The organism is Flavobacterium bizetiae (assembly GCF_902804475.1).
Taxonomy (GTDB): Bacteria; Bacteroidota; Bacteroidia; order Flavobacteriales; family Flavobacteriaceae; genus Flavobacterium; species Flavobacterium bizetiae.
The window spans coordinates 1-25,300 of the sequence record NZ_CADCSU010000030.1; the positions used below are offsets into that span (position 1 = coordinate 1).

22 protein-coding genes are annotated in these 25,300 nt (G+C 39.9%); 14 read left to right on the plus strand and 8 right to left on the minus strand.

All coding sequences use genetic code 11. The features are described from left to right. Positions 1-122 precede the first annotated feature (122 nt). A complete protein-coding gene (locus FLACOL7796_RS01780; RefSeq protein WP_173969133.1) occupies positions 123-344 on the minus strand; it encodes a helix-turn-helix domain-containing protein in 222 nt (73 codons plus the stop codon). Between the two features lie 522 nt (positions 345-866). Here FLACOL7796_RS01780 and FLACOL7796_RS01785 point away from each other — a divergent pair. From FLACOL7796_RS01785 to FLACOL7796_RS01795, 3 genes are read left to right on the plus strand one after another with little or no spacing between them, the layout of a single operon-like run. Beyond that, positions 867-3,884 (plus strand): SusC/RagA family TonB-linked outer membrane protein, encoded by a 3,018-nt coding sequence (locus tag FLACOL7796_RS01785; RefSeq protein WP_173969134.1) that lies wholly within the window; start codon positions 867-869, stop codon positions 3,882-3,884. 10 nt (positions 3,885-3,894) lie between these two features. Continuing rightward, positions 3,895-5,301, plus strand: a complete 1,407-nt coding sequence (locus FLACOL7796_RS01790) for a RagB/SusD family nutrient uptake outer membrane protein (protein WP_173969135.1) — start codon at positions 3,895-3,897, stop codon at positions 5,299-5,301. 27 nt (positions 5,302-5,328) lie between these two features. Next, positions 5,329-7,986: a S9 family peptidase gene (locus FLACOL7796_RS01795; RefSeq protein WP_173969136.1), complete on the plus strand. Its 2,658-nt coding sequence runs from the start codon at positions 5,329-5,331 to the stop codon at positions 7,984-7,986. Between the two features lie 446 nt (positions 7,987-8,432). Here the strand turns inward: FLACOL7796_RS01795 and FLACOL7796_RS01800 are convergent, their stop codons facing one another. Both FLACOL7796_RS01800 and katG read right to left on the minus strand, forming a co-directional pair. Continuing rightward, positions 8,433-9,941: a DoxX family protein gene (locus FLACOL7796_RS01800; protein WP_173969137.1), complete on the minus strand. Its 1,509-nt coding sequence runs from the start codon at positions 9,939-9,941 to the stop codon at positions 8,433-8,435. A gap of 389 nt (positions 9,942-10,330) precedes the next feature. After that, complete coding sequence (katG, locus tag FLACOL7796_RS01805) at positions 10,331-12,604, minus strand: catalase/peroxidase HPI (protein ID WP_173969166.1); 2,274 nt, start codon at positions 12,602-12,604, stop codon at positions 10,331-10,333. Between the two features lie 861 nt (positions 12,605-13,465). On the opposite strand from katG, the gene FLACOL7796_RS01810 reads away from it, so the two are divergent. The 3 genes from FLACOL7796_RS01810 to FLACOL7796_RS24875 all read left to right on the plus strand — a co-directional run bounded on the left by FLACOL7796_RS01810 (position 13,466) and on the right by FLACOL7796_RS24875 (position 15,223). Next, entirely contained in the window at positions 13,466-14,005 is a 540-nt protein-coding gene (locus FLACOL7796_RS01810) for an NAD(P)-binding domain-containing protein (protein ID WP_173969138.1), read from the plus strand. Between the two features lie 322 nt (positions 14,006-14,327). Next, positions 14,328-14,657 carry a YegP family protein gene (locus tag FLACOL7796_RS01815; RefSeq protein ID WP_173969139.1) on the plus strand — a complete coding sequence of 110 codons (330 nt, stop codon included), beginning with the start codon at positions 14,328-14,330 and terminating at the stop codon, positions 14,655-14,657. A gap of 332 nt (positions 14,658-14,989) precedes the next feature. After that, complete coding sequence (locus FLACOL7796_RS24875; RefSeq protein WP_394367903.1) at positions 14,990-15,223, plus strand: DUF6965 family protein; 234 nt, start codon at positions 14,990-14,992, stop codon at positions 15,221-15,223. 261 nt (positions 15,224-15,484) lie between these two features. Here FLACOL7796_RS24875 and xseB read toward each other — a convergent pair whose 3' ends face one another. The 3 genes from xseB to FLACOL7796_RS01830 all read right to left on the minus strand — a co-directional run bounded on the left by xseB (position 15,485) and on the right by FLACOL7796_RS01830 (position 17,483). Further along, entirely contained in the window at positions 15,485-15,697 is a 213-nt protein-coding gene (xseB, locus tag FLACOL7796_RS01820; protein WP_173969140.1) for an exodeoxyribonuclease VII small subunit, read from the minus strand. Then, positions 15,675-17,111, minus strand: coding sequence for an exodeoxyribonuclease VII large subunit (gene xseA, locus FLACOL7796_RS01825; protein WP_173969141.1), 1,437 nt, complete (start codon positions 17,109-17,111; stop codon positions 15,675-15,677). The genes xseB and xseA overlap by 23 nt, the downstream gene beginning before the upstream one ends. Before the next feature lie 114 nt (positions 17,112-17,225). Beyond that, complete coding sequence (locus FLACOL7796_RS01830) at positions 17,226-17,483, minus strand: hypothetical protein (protein ID WP_173969142.1); 258 nt, start codon at positions 17,481-17,483, stop codon at positions 17,226-17,228. Between the two features lie 531 nt (positions 17,484-18,014). Here FLACOL7796_RS01830 and FLACOL7796_RS01835 point away from each other — a divergent pair. Next, positions 18,015-18,467 carry a hypothetical protein gene (locus FLACOL7796_RS01835; RefSeq protein ID WP_173969143.1) on the plus strand — a complete coding sequence of 151 codons (453 nt, stop codon included), beginning with the start codon at positions 18,015-18,017 and terminating at the stop codon, positions 18,465-18,467. A 349-nt stretch (positions 18,468-18,816) separates the two neighbouring features. Here the strand turns inward: FLACOL7796_RS01835 and FLACOL7796_RS01840 are convergent, their stop codons facing one another. Further along, positions 18,817-19,245, minus strand: coding sequence for a hypothetical protein (locus FLACOL7796_RS01840; protein ID WP_173969144.1), 429 nt, complete (start codon positions 19,243-19,245; stop codon positions 18,817-18,819). A gap of 180 nt (positions 19,246-19,425) precedes the next feature. Between FLACOL7796_RS01840 and FLACOL7796_RS01845 the strand changes: the two genes are divergently transcribed. The 7 genes from FLACOL7796_RS01845 (at position 19,426) to FLACOL7796_RS01875 (ending at position 23,997) form a co-directional block, all read left to right on the plus strand. Next, positions 19,426-19,821, plus strand: coding sequence for a hypothetical protein (locus FLACOL7796_RS01845; protein WP_173969145.1), 396 nt, complete (start codon positions 19,426-19,428; stop codon positions 19,819-19,821). Between the two features lie 9 nt (positions 19,822-19,830). Next, entirely contained in the window at positions 19,831-20,520 is a 690-nt protein-coding gene (locus FLACOL7796_RS01850) for a VIT1/CCC1 transporter family protein (RefSeq protein WP_173969146.1), read from the plus strand. Between the two features lie 113 nt (positions 20,521-20,633). Then, a complete protein-coding gene (locus tag FLACOL7796_RS01855) occupies positions 20,634-21,068 on the plus strand; it encodes a thioredoxin family protein (protein WP_173969147.1) in 435 nt (144 codons plus the stop codon). A gap of 40 nt (positions 21,069-21,108) precedes the next feature. Then, entirely contained in the window at positions 21,109-22,002 is an 894-nt protein-coding gene (locus FLACOL7796_RS01860) for an FAD:protein FMN transferase (protein ID WP_173969148.1), read from the plus strand. Beyond that, positions 21,999-22,232: a DUF4266 domain-containing protein gene (locus FLACOL7796_RS01865; RefSeq protein ID WP_173969149.1), complete on the plus strand. Its 234-nt coding sequence runs from the start codon at positions 21,999-22,001 to the stop codon at positions 22,230-22,232. The genes FLACOL7796_RS01860 and FLACOL7796_RS01865 overlap by 4 nt, the downstream gene beginning before the upstream one ends. An 18-nt stretch (positions 22,233-22,250) precedes the next feature. Continuing rightward, the gene (locus FLACOL7796_RS01870; RefSeq protein WP_173969150.1) at positions 22,251-23,435 is read left to right on the plus strand and encodes a DUF3570 domain-containing protein; all 1,185 of its coding nucleotides are present in this window, start codon (positions 22,251-22,253) and stop codon (positions 23,433-23,435) included. Positions 23,436-23,523: 88 nt separating this feature from the next. Continuing rightward, the gene (locus FLACOL7796_RS01875) at positions 23,524-23,997 is read left to right on the plus strand and encodes a hypothetical protein (RefSeq protein WP_173969151.1); all 474 of its coding nucleotides are present in this window, start codon (positions 23,524-23,526) and stop codon (positions 23,995-23,997) included. 548 nt (positions 23,998-24,545) lie between these two features. Here the strand turns inward: FLACOL7796_RS01875 and FLACOL7796_RS01880 are convergent. Next, a complete protein-coding gene (locus FLACOL7796_RS01880) occupies positions 24,546-24,923 on the minus strand; it encodes a histidine kinase (protein ID WP_173969152.1) in 378 nt (125 codons plus the stop codon). Positions 24,924-25,300: the final 377 nt, after the last annotated feature.

The following is a 25,300-nucleotide window of genomic DNA, read 5'->3' on the forward strand; positions in this document are numbered from 1 at the left end:
ATTAAGACTATATAAGCTCAACTCATTCCAAGAAAAATTGGGCTGTTTCTGCATTGGAAATTTAATTAGACACCTGAGTGAAAATTAAATAAATTAAATGTTCATACTATTTTGTAGAATTATTATATATCCAATAATTTAAAAAAATCAGACAACTTAATTTCTCTAGCCTCACAAATTCTAATCAAGGTTTTTAAACTTATATTGTAACCTTTATTATACTTGATATTTCGAACAGTTTTTTCATCAATATTATGCTCACTAGCAAATGCACTTTGAGATTTGGCTTTTGCTGCCCATTCAAGCGCGATGTAGTCAACTATAATACGATTCCTATCTTTCATAATTAACAAAGTAACTTTTTATGTTTTAAAATATTTCGGATTTAAATCCGAAATTCAAGATATTTTGTTATATTTGTATTTGAATTAATATATTTGCGATTCTTCTAATAAAAATATTTGAAGCATTCGCTTGGAGTCTCGTTTCCGAAAACTGCTAATTTTTAATCACGCGAGATGACTAAGTGTAAATGCTCACGCCTTATAGTAAAGGGCGTGGGCTCACTTATTTATTCGTGTGAAAAAGGTTCCTAGCAGTACCTCGGAAGCGAATATGGTGAGTTCCGCGTCTCTTTACTTTTTTAAGATACTCTCATCAGCTTTATTCTAAGCGTATTCCTTCATAATGTTAGTCTTCGTAATTAATAATTGTTTAACCAATAAACCTTCTTATTTATGATCTGACAAAAATGGTAGCCTATACCATAATTTTATAGTATAAAAATGGCCCTCTATCACGTCGGCAAAACTGATATAGAGGACCGTAGCTAATCTAACTATCGTTAAACTAACCAATCCAATATTATGAATAATTTTTCATTTTACAAGGATGGGAAAGCTTTTTATTGCCTATTTTTTCTGGTTTTCTTCTTGTCTTTTCCCCCTGTATCCGCAAGTTCCATAGAACGGCGTAGCCTTTCTTTTTTTCAACAACATCAAGTTCAGGGCACTATCACCGATGGTACGAGTCCTCTCCCTGGAGTTACCATTGCAATTAAAAGCAAACTTCAGTCCTCTACCATCTCGGATTTTACTGGTCAATATTCCCTTTTGGCCTCGCCCTCCGACACGCTCGTTGTTTCTTTTATGGGTTTTAAAACAGCTTTTGTTCCCGTGAATGGAAGAACAACAGTGAATGTAAAACTTGGTTTTGATACCACTACCCTGCAGGAAGTCCGGGTGAATGCCGGGTATTATTCCACCAAACAAAGCGAGCGTACCGGAAGCATTGCCGGCATTACTTCCAAGGACATTGAAATCCAGCCCGTAACCAATGTTCTGGCTGCCATGCAGGGCAGAATGGCCGGGGTAAGTATCACCCAGACCACAGGGATTCCCGGAGGTAATTTTGAGATCAAAATCCGAGGACAGAACTCCCTGCGCGCCGAAGGCAATGCCCCGCTGTATATTATAGACGGGGTACCTTATGCTTCGGATCCTATTGGTAGCGCGCAGATCTCTACCCTATTTCCCTATGCCACCGGAGCCCTAAACGGTATCAATCCCGAGCAGATCCAGAGTATTGAGGTTCTCAAAGATGCCGATGCCACTTCTATCTACGGCTCACGCGGGGCTAATGGGGTGGTATTGATCACCACCAAGAAAGGTAAAAGCGGTAAAACCAAATTTACCCTGAGCGCTTCGAGTGGTACCGGCAAGGTGACCCAGTTTGTGAAAATGATGGATACAAATCAATACCTCTCTATGCGCCGGCGTGCCTTTGCCAATGACGGCATCACTGATTATCCAGAGTCGGCCTATGACATTAACGGCACCTGGGACCAGAACCGTAATACCAACTGGCAGAAAGAACTCCTGGGTGGTACCTCTCTTTTTACAGATATGCAGGGCAGCGTCTCTGGGGGATCTGCCAATACCAATTTCTATTTAAGTGGCAACTACCACAGCGAGTCTACTGTTTTTCCGGGAGATTTTCTATACAAAAAAGGCGGAGGTCAGTTTAATATGAATCACCAGTCAGAGTATCAGAAATTCAAAATACAGTTCTCTGCCGGCTATACCCTGCAGGACAATGACCAGCCCTCCTTTGATCTCACCACAGAAGCGCGCACTATTGCCCCTAACGCGCCAGAACTTTACAATCCTGACGGCACTCTGAACTGGGCCAACAGCACCTGGCAGAATCCACTTCGTTATCTCCCTGCCAAGTTCGAATCCAAAACTCACGATTTTCTGGCCAATACCGTGCTCTCTTATGAAATTCTTCCAGGGCTTTTGCTTAAAACCAGCATGGGCTACACCAATCTGCGCCACGGGGAAACACGCCTTAATCCTTCTACTATTTATGATCCGGCCTTTCATGTTGGGAGCTCCTCCTCCAGCCTTATTTTGGGCAGTACCAGTCGTAATTCCTGGATTATCGAGCCTCAGCTCAACTGGGAAAGAGCAATAGGGAATCACAAGTTAGGGCTATTGCTGGGTGGTACTTTCCAGCAGCAGTCCACCGCGCAGCTTGTGGAATCCGGCACCGGGTTTAGTTCCAACAGCCTTATCTATAATTTAGCGGCAGCATCCAGAATAAAGATACTCACCGATAATGCCATACTGTACAAATACCAGGCTTTTTTTGGACGCCTGAATTACAATTGGAAAGAGCGCTATATCGTAAATCTTACCGCAAGGCGTGATGGCTCAAGCCGTTTTGGCCCCGGAAACCAATTTGCCACTTTTGGCGCTATTGGTGCTGGGTGGCTTTTTTCAAAAGAATCTTTTCTTACTGAATTCTCCTGGCTCTCTTTTGGCAAACTGCGAGGCAGTTATGGTACCACGGGAAGTGACCAGATTGGGGACTACCAGTTCCTGGATACCTATGCCACTTCGGGAGTATTATATGGCGGGAAAAGCGGCCTGGCGCCCTCACGGCTTTATAATCCCAACTTTGCCTGGGAGACCAATAGAAAACTCGAGCTGGCCCTGGAGAGCGGATTTTTGCAGGACAGGATCTTTTTTACAGCAGCCTGGTACCGCAACCGCTCCTCCAATCAACTCGTTGGAATTCCTATGCCCGGCACCACAGGTTTTTCTTCACTGCAATCCAACCTTGAGGCCACGGTTCAAAACGCAGGCTGGGAATTTACCCTTCGCACTGTGAATCTCAGCAAAGGGTCCTTTGGGTGGACCTCGAGTCTTAACCTTAGTTTTTCGCGCAACAAACTCCTTCGTTTCCCGGGACTTGAAGGATCAACCTATAGTGAAAAATACCGCCTTAATGCGCCTTTAAATATCACCCTTTTATATGAATATACCGGTATCGATCCCAAAACGGGTCTCTATCAGTTCCGCGATATCAATAACGATGGAAAAATTTCTTTTCCCGATGACAAGCAAATTGTTATGGACCTTAATCCCCAATACTATGGAGGACTACAAAATCAGCTTTCTTACAAGGGATGGAGCCTTGATTTTCTATTTCAGTTTGTCAAACAAAAAAATGTTAATTACCCAGTGGGGGCTACAGGGGAGATGTACAACCAGCCAGAGGTAACTCAGCATGCCTGGCAGCAGCCCGGGGACCTTAGGCCGTATCAGATCCAGACCGCCGGCTACAACTTTGATGCCCTAAGTGCAGGGAGCCTCTACAGCGAGAGTACCGCCTCAATAAGTGATGCCTCCTTTATCCGGCTTAAGAACATTTCTCTCTGGTATGATCTTCCCTTAAAACAGACCAAGTGCAGGCTGATGATTCAGGGGCAGAACCTTTTGACCTTCACCGGCTACAGAGACGGAGATCCTGAATTTACAAGCTTTGGTTCTCTTCCTCCCCTGAGGGTAATCACCGCAGGGGTTCAATTCACTTTTTAACGCAACTATCATGAAAACAATAACACTTATACCTTTTCACTTGCGAAGTACCAGTCTTGGCATTTTATGTGCAACTGCTACCCTACTGCTTGTATCTTGTGATTCCTTTGTAGAGGTGGATCTTCCAAAATCACAGCTGACCAATAAAACGGTCTTTGAGGATTACCAGACTGCTGATGCTGCCCTTGCCGATCTTTATGCTAAAATTAGAGATGCGGGACTCCTGACAGGCAACAGTTCGGGGCTTTGCAACCAACTGGGCAATTACACCGATGAACTTACCTATTTTGGAAGTGCTACAGATCCGACCCTTTATTTTTATAACAACTCATTATTAGCCACCAATACAGCCATAGCACAGCTTTGGAATTTTACCTACAATCAGATTTATGCAGCAAATGCTATACTGGAAGGAAGCAGGAATTCTTCCGGGCTCTCTACAGCCGAAAAAAAGCAACTCGCGGGGGAAGCGCTTTTTATTCGGGCATTGCTGCATTTTTATCTGGTAAATCTCTTTGGTGATCTGCCTTATGTGACCACCACCGATTACAAAACCAACAGTTCCATCGGCAAGCTTTCTGTGGAGGATATATACAGACTGGTAGAGACTGACTTGAGCGATGCGGCGCTATTATTACCTGCTACACCTTTAAATGATATGCGGGTGCGTGTCCAGAGAACGGCTGTTTTTGCCCTGCAGGCAAGGGTATACCTGTATGGGGGACGCTGGGCCGAGGCGGCCAATAGCGCCTCTGCGGCACTCAATGAAACAGGCCTGTATAGGCTAGAAGGAATCGATACGGTTTTTTTAAAGGACTCCAAAGAAACCATCTGGCAACTCCAGCCTTCCCCGGCGGGTAAAAATACCGATCAGGCCATCACTTTTATTTTCTTTACTGGGCCTCCTGCTTCGGTATCCTTAAGCCCTGCGCTTATGGATTCCTTCGGGACCGATGATCTTCGCAAAACCCACTGGACAGCACGCGTTTCAAAAGGCACTTCTGCATGGTACCATGCCTTTAAATACAAACAAAATGATGCTACTGCTTCCTCGGTAGAGTATTCCATAGTACTGCGCCTGGCCGAGCAATACCTGATCCGCGCGGAGGCCCGGGCCCATCAAGGTGATATTATCGGTAGCAGGGAAGATCTCAACGAAATCCGTCATCGCGCTGGCCTTGCAGATACCTCTGCTCTTAGCTCCGAAGAACTCCTTGATGCCATCCAGGAGGAAAGAAGATGGGAATTCTTTACCGAATACGGACACCGTTTCTTTGACCTTAAGCGCTCAGGAAACCTGGATAAGGTATTATCAGGTGTAAAATCCGGATGGAACAGCACCGATGTTCTTTTTCCCCTTCCACAGGCCGAACTGAGCCTGAATCCAAAACTGCTGCCCCAAAACAAGGGCTATTAATCTTATACCTAAACTTCACAGCGTTCTATGAATTATATCACTAAAAAACAGGCCAATTTCTCCATATCACTCTCTTTAATTTTAGCTTTAATTTGTTTTTTTATTTTTATTTTGCCATTAGTAACCTGTCCCTTATGGGGGCAGGTGGTGCAAAAAAAACAGCTCACCCAGGCAGATTATAAACTCTTTGGAGAATTACAATTAAACCAGGCAGCACCTAATGGCCGCTGGGTTAGTTTTAACATGATCTACCCCTCTGGGGAAGATACCTTATTTGTTAAGAATACCTCCAATAAAAAAACCTATAGTTTTCCCGGCGCTTCAAATGGCCAGTTCATCGCAGGGGATCGTTTTGTCTGTGAAAGCCCTAAGGGTCTTCTGCTTTTGAATCTCAATACCCAAAAACAGCAATATATCCCATCAGTTGCCCAATATGCCTATGCGCCTGATTCAGATCAGTTAATCCTCATGATAAAGTCTACGGGATCTCAGGCCGATTTGCTACTGCTGGATGCTAAGGGTACAACCACTGAGCAAATAAAAGGCGTGATGAGTTTTTCCATGAGCCCCGATGGTCATAAAGTCCTCTACAGTACCACAGAGGATGGGTATAATTCCCTGGCACTGCTAGAGCTTGCAAAGCAAAATACCCGGCGCTGGATTATCCAAAAAAGCCGCCTTGTCTTTACCACGCCAACCTGGCATAAAAAAACAAAGGCGCTGGCTTTTTTTGCCACTGATCCTCACTTGTCCTCCAGGAGCCTGCTTTTTTACTACAGGCTAGACAAGCACTTGCTCTATGAGATGAACAGCGAGAAAATGAGCGGTTTCCCTGCTGATAAAACACTCAGAAGTGATCAATACCCCATCAGCATTAGTGAGGATCTCAGCAAGGTGTTTTTTGGCATAGGGCCAAAGACAGGAGTTAGGCAAGATCCTGTTTTACCCGATACTGATTCTTCGGTGGAGCTCTGGAATGCCAATGCCAAGTGGATTTATCCCATGGAGCGCAAAAGACCGCCATTGGAGCAGCAGAGCACCCTAGCGGTATGGTTTCCCCTAACAGATCAATTGCTAGAGCTGTCCTCTTCTGAATTGCCCCAGGTAATGCTTGGGGGAAATCAGCAGTATGCAATTCTCTCCAATGCGCAGTGCTATGAGCCTCAATTTGATTTAGAGGGACCTCGCGATTTTTATATCATGGATCTAAACACCGCAAAAAAAGAACTCCTTTTGGAAAAGCAGCCCACTGTTCCCTCCCAGGTATTACCCACAGCTTCCCCAAGTGGCCATTACATTACCTACTTTAAGGACAACAATTGGTGGATTTATGATCTGCGCTGCAAAGCGCACATCAATATTAGCGCCAAACTGCCATTAATGACCAGTATAGCGGAGCCCTATGGAGTGGCCGGCTGGACACTAAAAGACAAGGAAATTATACTCTATGACCAGTATGATTTATGGCGCATCGCCCCCGATGGGTCAAAAGCTACCCGGATGACCCATGGCCGTGAGCAAAAAATACAATTCAGGATCAATCGATCCGGATTTGAGCAGGATCTTCTAACCAATTATAACGGATGGACACACACTCTCATCGAGATGGAAAAAGGCCTTTTACTCCAAGCCAAAGGCGATGATGGAAAGACTGGCTATTTCAGATGGAAGGATAATGGCAGGGTAATCCCTATAGTGTATAGGGACAGTTATCTTACTAAATTACAAGCTATAGACCATGGAAAGAGCTTTATATACCAGGATCAGAAATTCAGTGAATCTCCAAGGGTAGTGTCTCTTGAGAACAAAAAGGCCAGAACCGTTTTTCAAAGTAATCCACAACAATCCAAGTACGGCTGGGGAACCAGCGAATTGCTGTTTTATTACAATGAAAAAGGAGAAAAATTAAAGTCTCTGCTGTATTATCCGGCCCATTATAATCCTGAGAAAAAATATCCCATGATTGTGCATATTTATGAGGAGCAGGCAAGTCAGCTTCATAAATTCATCAATCCATCGATGTTGGCTGAAGACGGTTACAACCCCACTGCACTGACCAGTCAGGGCTATTTTGTGCTATGTCCAGATATTATCCGAAAAGACCAGCACGAGGGGCAATCCGCCCTGGATTTCACCATGGCCGCCACAAGGGAAGTGATTTCCAGAAATCTGGTCTATCCCGATAAAATTGGACTCATGGGACATTCCTTCGGCGGGTACCAGACTACTTACATCATTACCCAAACCGGATTGTTTGCCGCGGCAGTAGCGGGATCTGCAGTAACCGATCTTACCAGCTATTATTTCACTGTAAATTGGAAGACAGGGCGTCCCACTATGAATTATTTTCAAAAAGGACAACTCAGGATGATGCAGTCCCCTTATGAAATACCCGAACTCTACAAGGACAATTCTCCCTTGGTGTATGCCGATAGGATTACCACGCCCCTGCTCTCTTTTACAGGTAAAGAGGACAATCATGTGGATTGGCATCAGTCAGTGGAGCTTTACCTGGCCATGCGAAGGCTCGGAAAAAAACACGTCATGCTGCTCTATCCCAAAGAGCCACATTCCTTACTTAATCCCTCCAATCAAAAAGACTTATCTCTTCGGATACAGCAATGGTTTGGCTATTATCTTAAAGGCCAAACACCCGCCCCATGGATTACAGAGGCAATTAAATAAAAGACAAAAAAAAACAATGCAGTTCTTCTTTAAGAACTGCATTGCCTTTACCTGCCGGGTCCAAAAATTAATTTCTTGGACGGTACAGAACCTCTGTACAATCACCATCAAACTTATCCTTGGCGATTTGTCCCGGAGGAGCGTAACTGGCGCGGCACACTACATTGAGGTCTGTGCTACATCTCACTGGAACCGTACAAGGTCCATCAGGCCCGTCAACATATCCAATCTTAGGAATTGGAGCGGACTTGGCATTTTGCATGGAAGTGGTCAGGAAAGCTCCCGAGATACCCAAACCCAGCACTACTACAAAAGGCACTGCCTTTTTTGAAAATATAGTTTTCATAATAATAAAATTAAGTTAAACGTGATCTACTTTTTTCTACAGGTTTTCGATCTTTTTCCTGATACTGGCCAGTATACTTTTATGCGTCAGGGAGGTCCTTTTACGCTTTTTTCATTTCTTTTTCAAGCAATCCACTTATTTTATAAATAATCAATTCAGTACCAATGATAACATATAGATAACCCGAGCTCACCCACAAAGCCTGGATTTTTTTATTTTCATTTCCATATACAGGAAAACTCAGCACATAACTTTTCTTTTTCAGGTCATAAACATCAATTATAGAGGACTGTTGCCAGACTTTTTCACGCTCGTATCTTCCCGGTACTTTGGAATTGACAAACAGTAAATGTTTTTTTGTAGCGGTCATTGCATTTACCATAAAGGGAGGAGCGGCCATTTGCCTTTCGGTATTATCTTTAAGGTAAGCTACTTTTATTTTGGCCTTGGTAATTGTATCGATAGTATGTCCGGTAAATTTGAGATTGCCTTTTATATCGGCCACAATAAATTGGTTTCTATAAAAATAATTGTAGAGCAATATTTTCAGCTCTGCGTTGTACTGCAGCATACCGTCAGTATCAAATATACCGTCAATTTGTGGGGTTAAAAGCCAGGGTGCATAAGCTACTTTTGGGTCAGTGCCTGCGTAAAAAATGCCCAATATATGTGCCCTGTTAGCGCCCGTATTATTGCGAAAGGCAATGGTGGTGCTATCCACAGGTTGGGCCAGGGTGAATCTGGGCATTCCTTTTAGTTGGGTGGTGATTCTCCAGTCCTTTGTATTTCCTCTAAAAATGCAGGGCACTGTTCCATCCATCAAATAAACATATTCTTGACGTATTGCAATTCTGATCGACTGAAAACCAAGGTTCTTGTGGTCAAAATGTAACCTGATTCTTTTTTGGCGTCCTTTCAGGTCAATTGCCAGCAGATGAAGAGGATCTGTGGAATTACCCAGGTATATCACATCTCCAACTGAGCCTGCAAAATAATAGGAGTTAAATTTTAGATCTACCTGCTGCAGTTCTTTAATCGAACTTTGCGGATAACGGCGTATAAAAGGATTTTTACGATGGATAATCTCCTCGGAAGATAAAAACAGTACAACAACCAGACATACGCTTCCCACTATCAAAAAGGCTATAGAACCAGCATATAATGGCAGGCTTCTTTTCATCAGGCCATCCTGTTTTGCAATAAGCAACAGGGCAATAATGGCAAGCAGGACAAAAACAAGATTAAAGATCAAATGTACATCCCAGCTCATTTTCTCGAGTATTCCTCCGCAGGAACAAGGCACGAAAGAGCTATAATGGAGTATGATAAAAATATAGGCCGTAAACATGCTCATAAGACCCAGCGCCCCAAATAAAGCCACAGTCCTGGTTCTGGAAAACAAAAGCAGCAAAGCAATAAAAAGCTCAATACTGATCACCATCCAGGAAATCCACCAAGCATATGCGCTCAATAATGGAGATTGCGCAAGCTGTACCTGAAATCTCTCAAAATCCAAGAGCTTGCTTACCGATGCATAAACAAATAATAAGCCATAGAGCAAACAAATACAGTCTACTAAAATCCTTTTTATATGAACTGATGTTTTCATAATCTAAATTTTTAAATTACTGTTTTTCAAAGAAATAATCTTTTCTATCAGAAAATTTAGAGGTGTTTTTTTATATAATTGTTACCCAAAAGATGCCAAAAGTTTTAAAAAACGTGCCAATTTCAATTCGCATTAGCCATTAAATAAAAAATGCCTAATAGAAATTAATCTATTAAGCATTTTATTGTTGTTTAATCTTCTAATAGGATTTATCAGTCCAGTTTCTCTTTTTAATTGAATTCTCTTTCATCAAAATCCTTTTTGCCAGATCATAAAATAAGCCCGATTGTAATCGGGCTTATAGTTTACTTAATTAGAACTATAGTAGATTTTCTTGCTGAAGTCCTTTACGGGCTTTTCTAGCCAGGAAAAGCTCTGAGTCAATAGAATTAAACCAGGTCGAATCGATCCAGATTCATTACCTTGTTCCATACCGAGATAAAGTCATTTACGAATTTCTCCTTGGCATCACTACTTGCATATACCTCGGCGATGGCTCTTAATTCTGAATTAGAGCCAAAAACAAGATCTGCGCGTGTTGCCATCCATTTGGGCTGGCCGCTGTTGCGATCGTTCCCTGTGTAGAGCTCCTGATCCTCAGAGACTGCCTGCCACTGGGTATTCATATCGAGAAGGTTTACAAAAAAATCATTGGTCAGCTGGCCAGGACGATGCGTGAAGACACCATTTTTACTTCCATCAGTATTAATATCCAAAACGCGAAGCCCTCCTAAAAGAGCAGTAAGCTCAGGGGCTGTAAGGGTTAATAAATTGGCCTTATCAATTAAGAGTTCCTCTGTGGAGACTTGTGATTTTGTTTTTCTGTAATTTCTAAAGCCATCAGCCTTGGGTTCCAGATATTCAAATGATTCTATATCTGTCTGTTCCAAAGAAGCGTCCATTCGTCCAGCAAAAAAAGGCACCTCCACTACATGTCCTGCATCTTTTGCTGCTTTCTCCACCCCTGCGCAGCCGGCAAGGACGATCAAATCAGCCAATGATACTTTTTTGCCCCCGTTTTCAGAGGCATTAAATTCTCTTTGAATATGCTCCAGCTTCTCCAGAACCTTTGCCAGTTTTGCAGGATTATTAACCTGCCAGTTGCTCTGAGGAGCGAATCGTATACGAGCGCCATTGGCACCACCACGTTTATCGGATCCCCTAAAGGTAGAGGCTGATGCCCAGGCTACCCCTACAAGCTCAGAGACGCTAAGGCCTGATAAGAGTGTTTTTTCTTTTAACTGGGTAATATCCTCCTTGTCTATTAGCTCATGGTTAAGACTCGGGATAGGATCCTGCCATAGGAGTTCCTCTGCGGGAACATCCCCTCCCAGATAACGAGAGCGTGGTCCCATATCGCGATGAGTTAGTTTAAACCAAGCGCGGGCAAAGGCATCGGCAAACTCATCTGGATTTTCTAGGAATCGGCGTGATATTTTCTCATAGGCTGGATCCAATCTTAACGATAAATCAGTGGTAAGCATAGTTGGGAGATGTTTTTTTGAACTATCAAAAGCATCAGGAATAATCGCCGGGGCATCTTTGGCTACCCACTGATGAGCACCTGCCGGACTTTTGGAGAGCTCCCATTCAAATCCAAATAAATTCTCAAAGAAGTTATTACTCCACTGGGTGGGTGTTGTTGTCCAGGTAACTTCCAGTCCACTTGTAATGGCATCAGGGCCTTTTCCTGAACCAAAACCGTTCTTCCAGCCCAATCCCTGCTGCTCGATACCGGCCGCTTCGGGTTCCTTGCCTACATTATCCGAAGGGGCTGCCCCATGGGTTTTCCCAAAGGTGTGGCCACCTGCTATTAAGGCTACGGTTTCCTCATCGTTCATGGCCATACGCCCAAAGGTATCTCTAATATCTTTTGCCGCTGCAATAGGATCAGGATTCCCATCAGGGCCTTCAGGGTTAACATATATAAGTCCCATCTGCACAGCGGCTAATGGTTTTTCCAGGTTTCTGCTATGAATATGACCATCGGCATTATCATCTGAAGATACTACCCCATGATCTTTTGGTACGCCTTCAGAGCCGTCGCTATAGCGCTCATCTCCGCCAAGCCAAGTGGTTTCCGATCCCCAGTAAACAGATTCATCTGGTTCCCAGACATCGGCGCGTCCTCCTGCAAAACCAAAGGTTTTAAAGCCCATTGATTCCAAGGCAATATTTCCTGTGAGGATCATAAGATCGGCCCAGGAGATTTTCTGTCCGTACTTTTGCTTTATGGGCCAGAGCAATCTTCTGGCCTTATCCAGACTTACATTATCAGGCCAACTATTAAGAGGAGCGAAACGCTGCTGACCCGCACCTGCGCCACCACGCCCGTCATGTACGCGGTAAGTTCCCGCGCTATGCCAGGCCATACGGATAAAAAGACCTCCGTAATGGCCAAAATCTGCCGGCCACCATTCCTGGGAATCAGTCATAAGGGCATGCAGATCTTTTTTCACTGCTTCAAGATCAAGAGTTTTAAAAGCTTGCGCATAATCAAACTCTTTATTTAAAGGATTGGACAATGCTGAGTTTTGTCTGAGCATATTTACCTTTAGCTGCTTGGGCCACCAATCACGATTTTTTGTACCGCTTGCCGCTTCATTATCCATGCTCCCATTATGAAATGGGCACTTACTGATGTCGTTAGAATTATTGTCCATAGTTTTCAATTTTATTTTGATACTAATTTACAAAGGAAATTAGCAGAATGGTATCGAGATGAATCATAAATAATTCTTATTTTATAGATAAAATCTATCAAAAGGAAGTTATTTGTCCTTAGATGCTAATTTTTCTCTTCACAAAAACAATTAAAATCATGGCATTAGAGACAGTATAAGATCCATATTTAAAATTTATCCGTGTAGACTGACTGGTAACCAGAAAGCCATACTAATTTTGTAATGCGGCACTTTAAATTCTATAAGAAAATCAACATCAGTTCTTTGTATATTTACATATTATCAAGGCATCAAATTTTCTTAAAGTATTTTATATCTTTAACTTTTAAATGCCTTAGAGCTCATGGAAAAAAACTTTAAGTAAATATCCAATCATTTAAATCTTGTACTTCCTTGCCCGAAATGTTTGATTCGTTGCTGATATTAAAACAAAGGACTTGGAGGTACATTTTTTTTATGCGCGATCCAATGCTTGTTTTTTAAAAACATCCGCCTTGGCCATTTTTGCTTATTTAAATTCCCTTTGCTCATCTGTAACTCATAGGCCTGAAAGACATGATAGTTCAAAATAATTCTGCAAAACTTCCATAGCTCCTCCATGAATTAAAATTCCCTGCGTCCAAATAAAAAATTACCCAAGCAACAACTCTTTGAGAATCCAGACTTAAAAACAGGTGTTTTTACGGTAAGAAATATCGTCTAAAATTTTTAAATTAGACCTCAGGTAAAAAAACTTTCCTTTTTCATAAGTACTTACCTATAAGCTATTTGATACTTATTGAGTTATTAATAGCTCTAATTATGCAATGCTTATGATGGTAAGACTTAAAAATTAACGTTATGAAAATAGGGATAATAGGAATTGGAAACATTACTTTGGAACTAGCCACCCGCTCTGCGCTTTTTGGATATGAGGTGCTCATTAGCAATCCCCGAGGCACTAATGTTTTAAAGGAGCTCACTTGCCATATAGGCAAAGATGTCAAACTTGTCCCTATGGAGAAGGCCGCCCAAGCAGAGCTTATCATATTATTTTTAAATCGTGAGGATCTTGAAAATGCGCTCAGAGCCCTTCCCGATATGAAAGGAAAAATTATACTGCACACCAACAATCCTATTTTTAATCTCAATGAGACTCTCGATATTGGCTCAGGTCCCTCATCAAGTGACCTTGTTGCCACCCTGCTGCCGGATTGCTTTATTGTAAAGCTCTTCAATCCATTACACTGCCTAACAGGCTCCAAGTATCAAAGTAAGGATCGTACCAAGATTTTTTTTACCACAGAGAATCACAAGGTAAAAAAGAATGTCAAATCTTATCTAGACACCCTGAATTTTACCCCAATTGAGCTCACTGAGCTAAAGAAACTCAATACTTAAAAAAAGATTTACAAAAAGGGTACTTATCGCTCACTGACAAATTTAATGTGCGGATCAAAAACTTACAGCGCCTGCCCTTAGGGAAAACCAGGACTTATGAAAGAGAAAACCTCAAAGGGCTAGAAAGCCAAGGGAGCAGCCTTGATATTACCGCTAGCTGTACTGGATAATTATTCTTATTTGATCACTTTATTTGCTAGGATCCTGCCTTTTGTGCGCTTTTTTTTATCACGTTGAAATACTTGATTTTTTTTGTACATTTACCTTCCCCTTTTTTATATCAGCAACCTACCCTACAGCAATAACCTCAAATCATATTGACATGGGAAAATTTGTGATTACCAAAAAACAGTGTGGAAAGTTTCAGGTTCACCTCAAATCAAAAGCAGGACAGATTTTGCTCAGCAGTGAAGAGTACCTCACCAAGATCAGCTGTAAGAGAACCATCGAAAAATTAAGGGTCTTTGCTAAGGACGCCGGGAAATTCCAGAAAAAAACAACCGTGGACTGGCAACTGTATTTTTATCTCAAATCAGCCAGTGGAAAAGCCATAGCCACCAGTAAAAAATATTCCACGAACCTCTCTCGCGAACAGGCCATCACAAGGGTGAGGAAAATTGCACCACTTGCCCCTGTAGAAGATAGATGCTAAGATTCATGCTTTAAATAATGGAGGTCAAAAAGATAGAAATTTTGTCTTTGACCCTGCTCTATGATCCGATTGCTGTTCTGAAATTATCCTTTTAAAAAAGCCCTCACTAACAGATCAACGGGCAAAAAAGAGAACAAGCGCTATTTAAAATTTCCAATATTTTGTCTTATCACCACTTATTCTAATATTCCCTAAGGGGATTCTTTACCTATTTCTATCAATAATTCGTTCATATTCAGACCAGTGAAAACAAGTAAAAAAACAGTTCAAATCCACGGCCTTAAAGGGGTCCAATCCTTGACCAACACTGGGATTTTGTTTACTTTTGCCCTATGAGTCACGAAGAAATAAAACGCTATTTTGAAAGCACACCTCCACCCGAGCAGGTACAATGGAAACCATGGGCCAAAATTACCGATTCAAAGCTTTTCTTGGAAAGCTGCTACATCGGTATACGCAATTTTAATGGTCCACCAGAGATGTGTCCGGCCCTGTGGCATCTTAAGGATTTTTATCAGCACGTAAAGCGCAATCTTTCCGATACTACCAAAGTCAAACAAGAGTAAAAACAAGAGAGTGCAGCTCTGCCACAGGTAAAAATAATAGTAGTAAAGCAAAGAATTTAAAAAGCTTTTTTGGAAAGGGCACTAAGAATACTTCTGCATTCTAGAGGGTATAAAATATGCCCATCATCCAATCTGTTATGGGCATATTTATAGGGGTTATAGGCTTATAATTCCAATACCGGTTTAGAGCCCGATATCATATTTATATGGGAGTATATAGTAAAATAACGCATAAAAGAGTTCAATTATTATCTCCCCTCACTATTCAGAGCCTGCCGGATTTTCCATCTGGCTGATAATTTTGTTGACCTCGCTTTCGGTTGATTTGAGTTTACCCTGGCAAAAAGTAATAAGCTCAGAAGCCCTATTGACCTTTGTGGCCAGGGCGTCAACCGAAATGGTTTCATTCTCTATTTCCTTTGCAATTGCTGCAAGCTCAGCGTAAGCTGCCTCATAAGTGAGTTTCTCTTCCATTGTATTTTGTTTTTTCCCTCACGGTGGTTTTTAAAATTGTATCGGAGAATACCACATCAATGGTGTCTCCTATGTCTATTGTATCGGCATTACTGGTGATCTTCCCATTGACCCTTATTATGGCATATCCCTTTTTAAGGATATTCTCAGGGGAGATCATCCGGATACTCGCCCTGTAATGCCCCAAATATGTACCTTGATTGCGAAGATACTGATTGGTAAATGTTTTTAAATTACTGATGGTATTTTCAATATCATTGATCCTGTTGTAGAGAATAATCCTGGGTCTCCCTGCAATCTGATGCGAGATATTCACCAATTGGCGATGCTTGTGATAAAGAATTGTTTTGGAGCTGTTAATGGTGTTTTGGTTAATGGCCCCTAAGGCATCTTTATGGGCGGAGATCAGCTCCCTTGCACTATTGGAAATAGTGCTTTTTAGCCCTGAAAGATTTTGATAGTTCAAAAGAAATAACTGCTGGGATTTAATGACTATATTTTTTTGAAGCAAGAGAATACTTTGCTCAAAACTGCGGTTATGGGCAATGATAAACTCGGCTGCTTTAGTGGGAGTCTTGGTATGGGTATGGGCCATCAGATCGGTTATACTTACATTTTTCTGGTGTCCGATCCCTGTGATGATCGGAATTGGAAACTTGGCCACAGCGCGCCCTATGTTATAATTGTCAAAGATCAGAAAATCCGATTGCGCCCCTCCGCCCCTTGTGATAACCACTGCATCATAGAGAATCCCGCTTTTGTATATGTCAATTAGTTTACTAAGGAAAAGCTTGGCATTATTATCTCCCTGGACAATGGTTGGATAATCATCAATTTGAAATACATAACCAAAATCATTATGCTCAAGGGTATGCCTGAAATCCTCATGTCCGGCCGAGTTGCTCCCTGAGAGCACCGCCACTCTTTGAATCACCGCCCTAAGTTGTAGCTGATTGTTAAAGGTGATATACTGCTCTTGTTTTTTTTCAATGAAATCATTCTCATCCACAAGCCTTTTAAGGGTCGCATTGCGCTGTTGCTCCAGAATGCCCAGAGTAAAATTGGTATCAATATCCAGAACATTGAGCGAGAGGCCAAATAAGGGATGATAGTCCACACTGACCAGAACAAGTACATTGATGTTATTGGTAAAACTCTGTCCTGTATTTTTTTCAAAATCAGAAAGATGCATCGATCCTGCCCCCCAGGCCTTGCCGATGATTTTAGCCACAATGCTGTTGGATGTAGCGCCTTTCTCCACCAGCTCAAAGTAATGGATCTTTTTATCGGCCTTATAGGAATGATTGGTTATATCGGCCACCACCCAAAAAGTCTGCCCCTTAAACCGATCCGTTAGGGCATCGCTGATCTTAGCGTTGAGCTCCGAGAGTTTGATATGTTTTTGGGGTCCCATAAAAAGCTGCGAACTACATGTTCCTTATTGCGGATCCTACCGTTAATAGGATTCGATAATTGGTTATAATTAATTATACTTAAAAAAATAATTCTTATCAGTATTTCCCCGCAATTACTTCACGGGGCTAAGAAGCGAAATGGTATCGCCAAGATCATGGCTAGAGATATAGTCCAGTACAAAATCTTCGGCCTGTTTTTTACAATCCGGCGAGGTCGAAAATGAATTAAGATAAAAATCCTCATCCTGATCGGCAATGTGGATAATCTGGGTAAAGCCCTTGGAGATTAAAGTTCCTTTTAGTTTTAATACCTTAAGCTCAGATCTATTGTCAATTTCTTTTCTCACGCGCAGTTGTATTGTTTTATCCATGCTATTGGGTATTTGTTTTAAAAGCTCTAAAATAAAAGTATTAAAAATTAAAACAGAAAAATATTCTTTTTCTTTCCCTGATCATGCGCCCTGTTTTCCCTTTGTTTGAAGTTTATCCCCGATAAACTCACTCAAGAGAGAATTTCGGTGCTTGTCATTATTTAGACACCTAAATTAATAAAAATCAAAATAGCAATCACAGGGCCCTGTGATAAAAACACGAAAGATTAAGAATTTTATTGTATTTATCTAAAAAAGAGAATCATTTTCCTGATCACTCTGGTTCATGCAAAATAGTGTCTTTCATAAGAACTTTGTTCCTACTTAACTGACCCTAGCCTTTATTATCTCATTATAAAGCTTATACCTAAATTTAAAGAAATACATATTCAATAACACATAGGGAAAAATTCTAGTAATCGCGATAAAATAGTTCTTAGTCGAGACTATTGATCAATTGGTATAATAGAATACATCACTTGAATATTTGTCTATAATTTAGCCTTATAAACCACTTAAAACAATACAATTATGAGAAAATTAATTTTATGTTTTGTCTTAACAAGCATTATCTCTTACGGGCAAAAACCTGCTGTTACAAAATCAGCTGTACGCCCTGACTGGGGACCAATTAGCAGCAGTTATTTCAGATACTACTATCTGCCCGATATCGATACCTACTATGATATTGAAAAGAGTAATTTTATCTCCGTTAAAAATGGCAAATGGATCGCTGAGAAAACATTGCCTACCCGTTATAAAAACTATAATCTTTATAATGGTTACAAAGTGATTATAAATGATTATAATGGAAATGAACCTTACAGGGATCACAAATCACACCTAGCTAGGTATCCAAAAGAGAGTAAAGATAAAATACATAAAACTTTTCAGACGGTTAATGCCTCTTCTGATAAATCCACTACCGCAGAAAAAGGTACGCAAAAATCTACGCCCTCCATACCAGCTACAAAAAGAAAATAAGCGGGTATTGGTTATGTACACATATTAGGCCTAATAGCGCACCAAGATTATGGCCGCCTAAAAGAGATCAATGTGATATTAAAAATCATAAAAAGACTATGGGTGGCCAAAGTCATCGGTGAGAAATAGCACAACCAAAATTATAAATCGACAGGGCTTTTAAATAAGGAAACCACATAAAAGAACATTCCAAAGAGCACCGACTACTTTCTAATACCCTACAATTGCAAAAACAGGTAGAACTACGCGCAACAATCTCAGCTTGAAAGTATATTTTATAACAATAAGCAAATTAGGCAGCCAAGCCTTTCATGATCTCCAAGTATTTAATTATTTTATTTTTATCTACCTATTTCACGCTTTTATAAATTTCAATTTTACCAATCAGATCAAAATCTAATGGATAGTCAATAGTGTATTTATAATTTTCATCCATCAGTGTAATATTTTCTGCTTGATAAATCGAATTTCCCTGGTTTAATTTTGGATTTTTAGATAAAACAAGATAATACGGAAATGCACTTTGAAACAAATCATTAATCACAAGCAAATCAACCCCTGCTCTGTTGGTTTGCTCTACAAAACAAGAACCCGGAAAATTAAATCTATTTTGATCTATAAACCCCTTAAACTCTTCAAGCTCTGCTCCTGTAAAACAAAGTCCCTTAAGGTTAGAATTAGTAAACATCTCAAGCTTATACCATTTAAGATTTACAATTAATCTTTTAGAATTAACACCGTAGTTAAAATAAGTCAGTTGTGTATTTATAGTGTACATCTGATTGATAAATCGTTATTACTTAAAAATTTAATTAAAATCTTATATTTCCACTACTAATTTACTGTAATTTAAGACTAAAAAATAATCGGTTATTACATTTAGAATCATTCTAATGGGTATAGTTTGATAAGGAAAAGTATTTTGAAGTAATTTTATTTAGAAATATAAACTATAAAAATGAATGTTAGTGATAAAGAGGCCTTAGAGGATGCTCTTAAAAATATAGATAAAAAAATTGATCGATTTAACGATCAAAAAATAAAAGCCTTTTTTGAATCGCTGGGATTAGATCAAAGACATGATATCGCTAGTGATTACCTGAATTGGGAAAACATACTAATTGTGGTACCTAGCCGAAGCATTTTAGATCAAGTCAAGAAATACAAGTATGTGATAGCACGAATCTACTTTATTGTAAACCCAAATGCCGAGCAGATTCATATTTATGATTTTAAGGATTGGAAAAACTCAACCCGCAATAAAACTCAATTCCAAATTAGGGAATTGCTCAGAACAAATTTTGGAGGCGTTCCAAAAAACGCTGAAGATCCGGACTGGATTAAACTAATATAAAATAGAAGTATGCACATTGAAAACCATTACATCAACAGAAGCGGATGGCTAAGAGCTGCTGTTCTTGGCGCAAACGACGGGATTTTATCCACAACCAGCTTAGTTATTGGCATAGCAGCGGCAAGTGTGACAAGAGAGCCTGTTGTACTGGCCGCAGTTGCCGGTTTGGTTGCCGGTGCGCTTTCTATGGCAGCGGGTGAGTATGTATCGGTAAGTTCACAATCTGATGTTGAAACTGCTGATTTGAAAAGAGAAAAATTCGCTCTTGAAATCTTGCCGGGAGAAGAACTGGAAGAACTAACCGATATTTATATTCACAGAGGATTAAATAAAGAACTGGCCCGACAAGTTGCTATCGAATTAACGGCTCATGATGCTCTTGAAGCCCATGCGCGCGATGAACTCGGTATTAATGAAATTACCCAGGCAAATCCTCTAACTGCCGCTTTTGCATCGGCAGTTTCCTTTATTATTGGAGGCTTATTGCCTCTTTTGGTGGCTATTTTTGCTCCTCTAAAACAAATGGTATTCTATCAATATGGCTTTTCAATACTTTTTCTGGCATTCTCAGGAATATTAGCCGCAAAGGCAGGCGGATCAAAAATACTAAAAGCAGTATTGCGCATTTGCATCTGGGGTACTTTTGCCATGGCAACCTCGGCACTAGTTGGTTATCTTTTTGGTGTTCAGACTACTTAAAATATGTCCTGAATTTTATTGCATACTAATATTAATCGAATCTTAAGCAATTAAAAAAAATAAGATCCCTAACAATTCGTTATTTCGTAAGTATCTAAAAAGAACACTTCGAAATGAAACTAATTACAATGTTCCTTTTAATGACAGTACTTCCCATAAATTGGGAACCTGACTTTAATAATGCGAAAAAAATCGCAAAGCAAAAGCACGAATTAATTCTACTAAACTTCTCGGGTTCAGACTGGTGTGGGCCTTGTATTGTAACGCGCAGAGATTATCTTGAGAGTCCGGCATTCACAGAGATGGCCGATGAGAATCTTGTACTGGTTAATGCTGATTTTCCAAGAAAAAAGAAAAACATAGGAACACCCCAGCAGGTAAAGCGAAACGAGGATCTAGCTGAAATTTATAACAAAGACGGTAGTTTTCCTCTAACCTTGCTTCTTGACTCAGATGGAAAAGTTCTTAAAACCTGGCACGGAAAACCCCAAACTACACCCGATGAGTGGACTGCCGAAATAAAAGCGATCTGTGATAGCCAAAAATAACATATCAAAAAATCAAAAATATTCTGAGTCCCTAAAACTCATGGGAAACAACTTTACCATTACTGTTGTGGCCGAAAATGAGAAAACCGGGAATGAGAATATCAATCTTGCCATTGAGGAGATCAGACGCATTGAAAAACTACTGACCACTTATAAAGCCGACAGCCAAACCAATCTCATTAACGAAAATGCGGGAATTAAAGCGGTAAGAGTAGATCACGAAGTTTTTAATCTTATCGAAAGATGTATTGGAATTTCCAGAATTACACAAGGAGCTTTTGATATTTCATACGGCAGCATCGATAAAAGCCTTTGGAATTTTGACAAATCAATGACCCAATTACCTGATGCCAAAACGGCGCTCAAAATGGTACACCTTATCAATTACCGCAATATCATTTTAGATAAAGAAAACACAAGCGTATTTTTAAAAGAAAAAGGAATGCGAATTGGTTTTGGCGGAATCGGAAAAGGCTATGCCGCTGAGATGGCCAAACAAGTATTGCTAAAAAACAATGTGCAGAGCGGTATTATCAATGCCAGCGGAGATCTCTCTGCCTGGGGATTACAGCCTGATGGAAAAAAATGGACCATTGGTGTGGCAAATCCAGATGCTCCAAATGCAGCATTCTCCTATATGGAAATATCCAATAAAGCAGTGGCAACATCCGGCAATTATGAAAAGTTTGTCACCATTGAGGGAAAAAAGTATTCCCATACCATTGACCCAAAAACAGGACTCCCGATAACCGGAATAAAAAGCGTGACCATTATGGCGTCAAATGCAGAATTTGCAGATGCAATGGCTACTCCAATTGCCGTTATGGGTATTAAGGCTGGCTTGTTTTTAATAGATCAGATACCAGATCTATATTGCATAATAATAGATGATAACAACAAAATTTACACTTCAAAAAACATCAACCTGAAATGAAAAAGCCAAAACAAAAAGCGCTCCTATTATTGTGTAGCATTGCTTTTACAGGCATTCTACTCTCCTCCTGTACATCGGTAAAAGAATACCAGAAAGGAAAAATCAACGATTCTGAAATGGTGCTCTCCAACAGGAAAATCGAAAAAACAGAACTCAGTTTTCAATCCTACCGAGAGGGAGCTTCCGGAGCCAATTCAGGAAAAAGCGGCGGTGGCTGCGGCTGTAACTAATTTTCATAGAATTCAAAAATGAAAAGAATATTCATAACAGGACTTGCTTTACTGGGATTGTTTCAACTAAGAGCGCAAAATGTTACTACTGATTCTACCAGTTATAAAAGCAAAAAATTAAAACTAGAAGAGGTAAATTTGGTCTCGAGTTATTACAAACAAAACGGGGATAATTCAGCTGTTACAGGCGGAATTGGTTCTGAGCATTTAACCGATATTGCCAATACCATCGATGTTAAACTGGTCAAGTATGGAGAGACAGGAATCAAGCATACCTTTGATATTGAAGCCGGTATTGATCATTATACCTCTGCATCTTCAGATATGATTGACCTGAGCGCCAACTCATCTGCTTCGTCTTCCGATAATCGTTTCTATCCTTCTTTGACCTATATCAGAGAGAACGAAGACATGGGTCGAACTATTGGAATTGGAGTTTCATCATCAACAGAGTTTGATTATCAGTCTTTTGGAGGAAATATTAGTTTCTCGCAAAAAACCAAAGACAGAAACGGAGAATTTACCGCTAAATTCCAAACCTTTATCGATCAGTTAAAATTAATTGAACCCGTTGAGCTTCGTGCCCCGGGAAGTGGAGGTTATGATAGTGCCAATAGAAATACTTTTGCCGGAACTTTGAGTTATTCTCAGGTGGTAAACAAAAACCTTCAGGTACTGCTTGTAGGAGACGTTATCAGCCAAAACGGATATTTAAGCCTTCCTTTTCACAGGGTTTATTTTACAGACGGATCTGTACATCAGGAGAAAATGCCCGATACAAGACTTAAAATTCCACTGGGAATAAGAGCCAGCTATTTCTTAGGGGATAATGTGATCATTAGAGCTTACTACAGGTATTACACTGATGACTGGAGTCTCAAAGCGCATACTGCTGATCTTGAAATCCCTGTAAAATTAACACAGGTGTTTTCGATAAGTCCCTTTTACAGGTATTATACCCAGAGTGGAACCAAGTATTTTAAACCTTACGGTGAACACACAGCAGCCTATGAGTACTATACTAGTAATTATGATTTGTCTAAGTTTGACAGCAGTTTCTTTGGGATGGGAATGAAATTCACGCCCCTTAACGGAATATTTGGCCTGAAACACTGGAATACTCTAGAGATTCGTTACGGTCATTATACCCGAACAACCAATATGACCTCGGATATTATCAGCATTAACATCAAATACAAATAACACATAATCAGCAAGTTATGCGTTGTTAAAAATTTAGGCATGTTTCTTGATTTATTATTAGCATCGTTAAGAATTAAAAACTGAAATTATGAAAACCTTAAAATATTTTTTGATCGGAGTTCTGTTCCTTTCTTTTAGTTACTCTCAAGCTCAGGTATCTGTCAATGTTAACATAGGTACGCCACCGTCATGGGGACCGGCTGGTTATACAGATGTTCGATATTACTATCTGCCGGATCTGGAAACTTATTATGATGTAAATACATCAAACTATGTTTATCTGAATAACGGAAGATGGGTCAGAACCAGATCACTGCCATCTGCTTACAGAAACTATGATCTTTACAGCGAATACAAAGTCGTCTTGACGGATTATAGAGGAGAGAGACCTTATGAGAATTTTAAAACCCATAGAGTAAAATATGGGAAAGGTTATAAAGGCAAGCCTCAAAAAACAATTGGTCAAAAGCCCGGTAAAGGAAACAATAAACAAGGCAAAGACAATACCCACCACGATAATGGAAACCATAATGGACATGGTAAAGGAAATGGGAAACATTAATCCAAAAGAGGCTCAAAAAGAGTCTCTTTTTTTATGTTACACTTAAATATCCATAGCTTTAATTGCAATTTGCAATTCTGGGATTATTTAGTGCACTACACTGAAAAGAATATTTACTCTGTGGATATAAGGCAGAAGGATTATCGGTTACTTCCAGGGGTGCTAGCGACTGCCCGTTGTAACTTGGCATGGTTACCTGCTCTTTAGATCTATTTCCATGTGCTACATTTTTGGCCACTGCATTTCCATTAAAACTATAATCAATCATTGCATCAAGTAATCTGTAAATACCATAATAATCATATGCATCATAGGAGCTTTGCGTATTGGGAAGATTATGCTCTGCCGTGTATTTAAATGTAGGAAAAACTGAATTTTTTATTAAATAAAAACCAAAGGATTACTGAGATATTTTAATGCTAATTTGAAATAGTCTTGAAAGTGACTATACTTCTTACATTAACATAAACAAAAATCAGTTTATCAAGTCAAGTCCTAAAATCTTAAACAAATACAAAATTATTTTGTGACTTCCAGCACCAAATCATCTATACAACAGGTCGCCTCTTTAAACAAATAAACTTCGATAATTCTTCTGTCGAAGCATTCAGGGATTCGGCAGATTGAATAATCAAAAGTAAAATTTCTCTGGATTCCTCATTTCCAAGATTTACATCTTCGCATAACAATTTTGAAAGACCTAGAATATTGGCAACGGACTTTCTAACCTTGTGAGAAATTGCAAACATCATCTGCTCTAAACCACTGTTAAATTCTTCCATGTTCAACTCTTTTTCTGTTTCTCTAATGTTCAAATTTACAGTAGCACTTTTTAAATCTTTAGTACATTTTTCCAGTTCTTCGTGATTAAAAATAAGTTCTTGCTTCGCTTTTTTTAACTTATCCAATATAATATCCTTATCCATAATTTACCATTAAAAAAGTTTGATTAAAAGTATAACTTTTAAAACTACTTTGCACACCTAAACCTACACAAAATCAATCATATACTCAATGTTGAGTCTTTTATCTTGATTTTTTTTCTACTTGATCTTGCGGAAAGCAATTTTGTTTGATCTTATAAAATTTGCACTAATTCTATATCTCACTTTTTTACATTTTAAAATAGAATTCTTTTGTATCATTTTACATAAAATTACTCTTATCTAAATGAAGTTTATTATCTCTGAGATGAAACTAATCTAGTGGTACAAAACCCTTAAAAATTTACACTTTTGAAGATTTAACTACTAGGGCTATCCCTTGTTTGAATGCATTTTGCAAGGTAGTTTACTTAGCCTAA

Bases quoted from the DNA above. Each gene is read 5' to 3' on its own strand.
- FLACOL7796_RS01780 (WP_173969133.1), bottom strand. From the start codon at position 344: ATGAAAGATAGGAATCGTATTATAGTTGACTACATCGCGCTTGAATGG.
- FLACOL7796_RS01785 (WP_173969134.1), top strand. From the start codon at position 867: ATGAATAATTTTTCATTTTACAAGGATGGGAAAGCTTTTTATTGCCTA.
- FLACOL7796_RS01790 (WP_173969135.1), top strand. From the start codon at position 3,895: ATGAAAACAATAACACTTATACCTTTTCACTTGCGAAGTACCAGTCTT.
- FLACOL7796_RS01795 (WP_173969136.1), top strand. From the start codon at position 5,329: ATGAATTATATCACTAAAAAACAGGCCAATTTCTCCATATCACTCTCT.
- FLACOL7796_RS01800 (WP_173969137.1), bottom strand. From the start codon at position 9,941: ATGAAAACATCAGTTCATATAAAAAGGATTTTAGTAGACTGTATTTGT.
- katG (WP_173969166.1), bottom strand. From the start codon at position 12,604: ATGGACAATAATTCTAACGACATCAGTAAGTGCCCATTTCATAATGGG.
- FLACOL7796_RS01810 (WP_173969138.1), top strand. From the start codon at position 13,466: ATGAAAATAGGGATAATAGGAATTGGAAACATTACTTTGGAACTAGCC.
- FLACOL7796_RS01815 (WP_173969139.1), top strand. From the start codon at position 14,328: ATGGGAAAATTTGTGATTACCAAAAAACAGTGTGGAAAGTTTCAGGTT.
- FLACOL7796_RS24875 (WP_394367903.1), top strand. From the start codon at position 14,990: ATGAGTCACGAAGAAATAAAACGCTATTTTGAAAGCACACCTCCACCC.
- xseB (WP_173969140.1), bottom strand. From the start codon at position 15,697: ATGGAAGAGAAACTCACTTATGAGGCAGCTTACGCTGAGCTTGCAGCA.
- xseA (WP_173969141.1), bottom strand. From the start codon at position 17,111: ATGGGACCCCAAAAACATATCAAACTCTCGGAGCTCAACGCTAAGATC.
- FLACOL7796_RS01830 (WP_173969142.1), bottom strand. From the start codon at position 17,483: ATGGATAAAACAATACAACTGCGCGTGAGAAAAGAAATTGACAATAGA.
- FLACOL7796_RS01835 (WP_173969143.1), top strand. From the start codon at position 18,015: ATGAGAAAATTAATTTTATGTTTTGTCTTAACAAGCATTATCTCTTAC.
- FLACOL7796_RS01840 (WP_173969144.1), bottom strand. From the start codon at position 19,245: ATGTACACTATAAATACACAACTGACTTATTTTAACTACGGTGTTAAT.
- FLACOL7796_RS01845 (WP_173969145.1), top strand. From the start codon at position 19,426: ATGAATGTTAGTGATAAAGAGGCCTTAGAGGATGCTCTTAAAAATATA.
- FLACOL7796_RS01850 (WP_173969146.1), top strand. From the start codon at position 19,831: ATGCACATTGAAAACCATTACATCAACAGAAGCGGATGGCTAAGAGCT.
- FLACOL7796_RS01855 (WP_173969147.1), top strand. From the start codon at position 20,634: ATGAAACTAATTACAATGTTCCTTTTAATGACAGTACTTCCCATAAAT.
- FLACOL7796_RS01860 (WP_173969148.1), top strand. From the start codon at position 21,109: ATGGGAAACAACTTTACCATTACTGTTGTGGCCGAAAATGAGAAAACC.
- FLACOL7796_RS01865 (WP_173969149.1), top strand. From the start codon at position 21,999: ATGAAAAAGCCAAAACAAAAAGCGCTCCTATTATTGTGTAGCATTGCT.
- FLACOL7796_RS01870 (WP_173969150.1), top strand. From the start codon at position 22,251: ATGAAAAGAATATTCATAACAGGACTTGCTTTACTGGGATTGTTTCAA.
- FLACOL7796_RS01875 (WP_173969151.1), top strand. From the start codon at position 23,524: ATGAAAACCTTAAAATATTTTTTGATCGGAGTTCTGTTCCTTTCTTTT.
- FLACOL7796_RS01880 (WP_173969152.1), bottom strand. From the start codon at position 24,923: ATGGATAAGGATATTATATTGGATAAGTTAAAAAAAGCGAAGCAAGAA.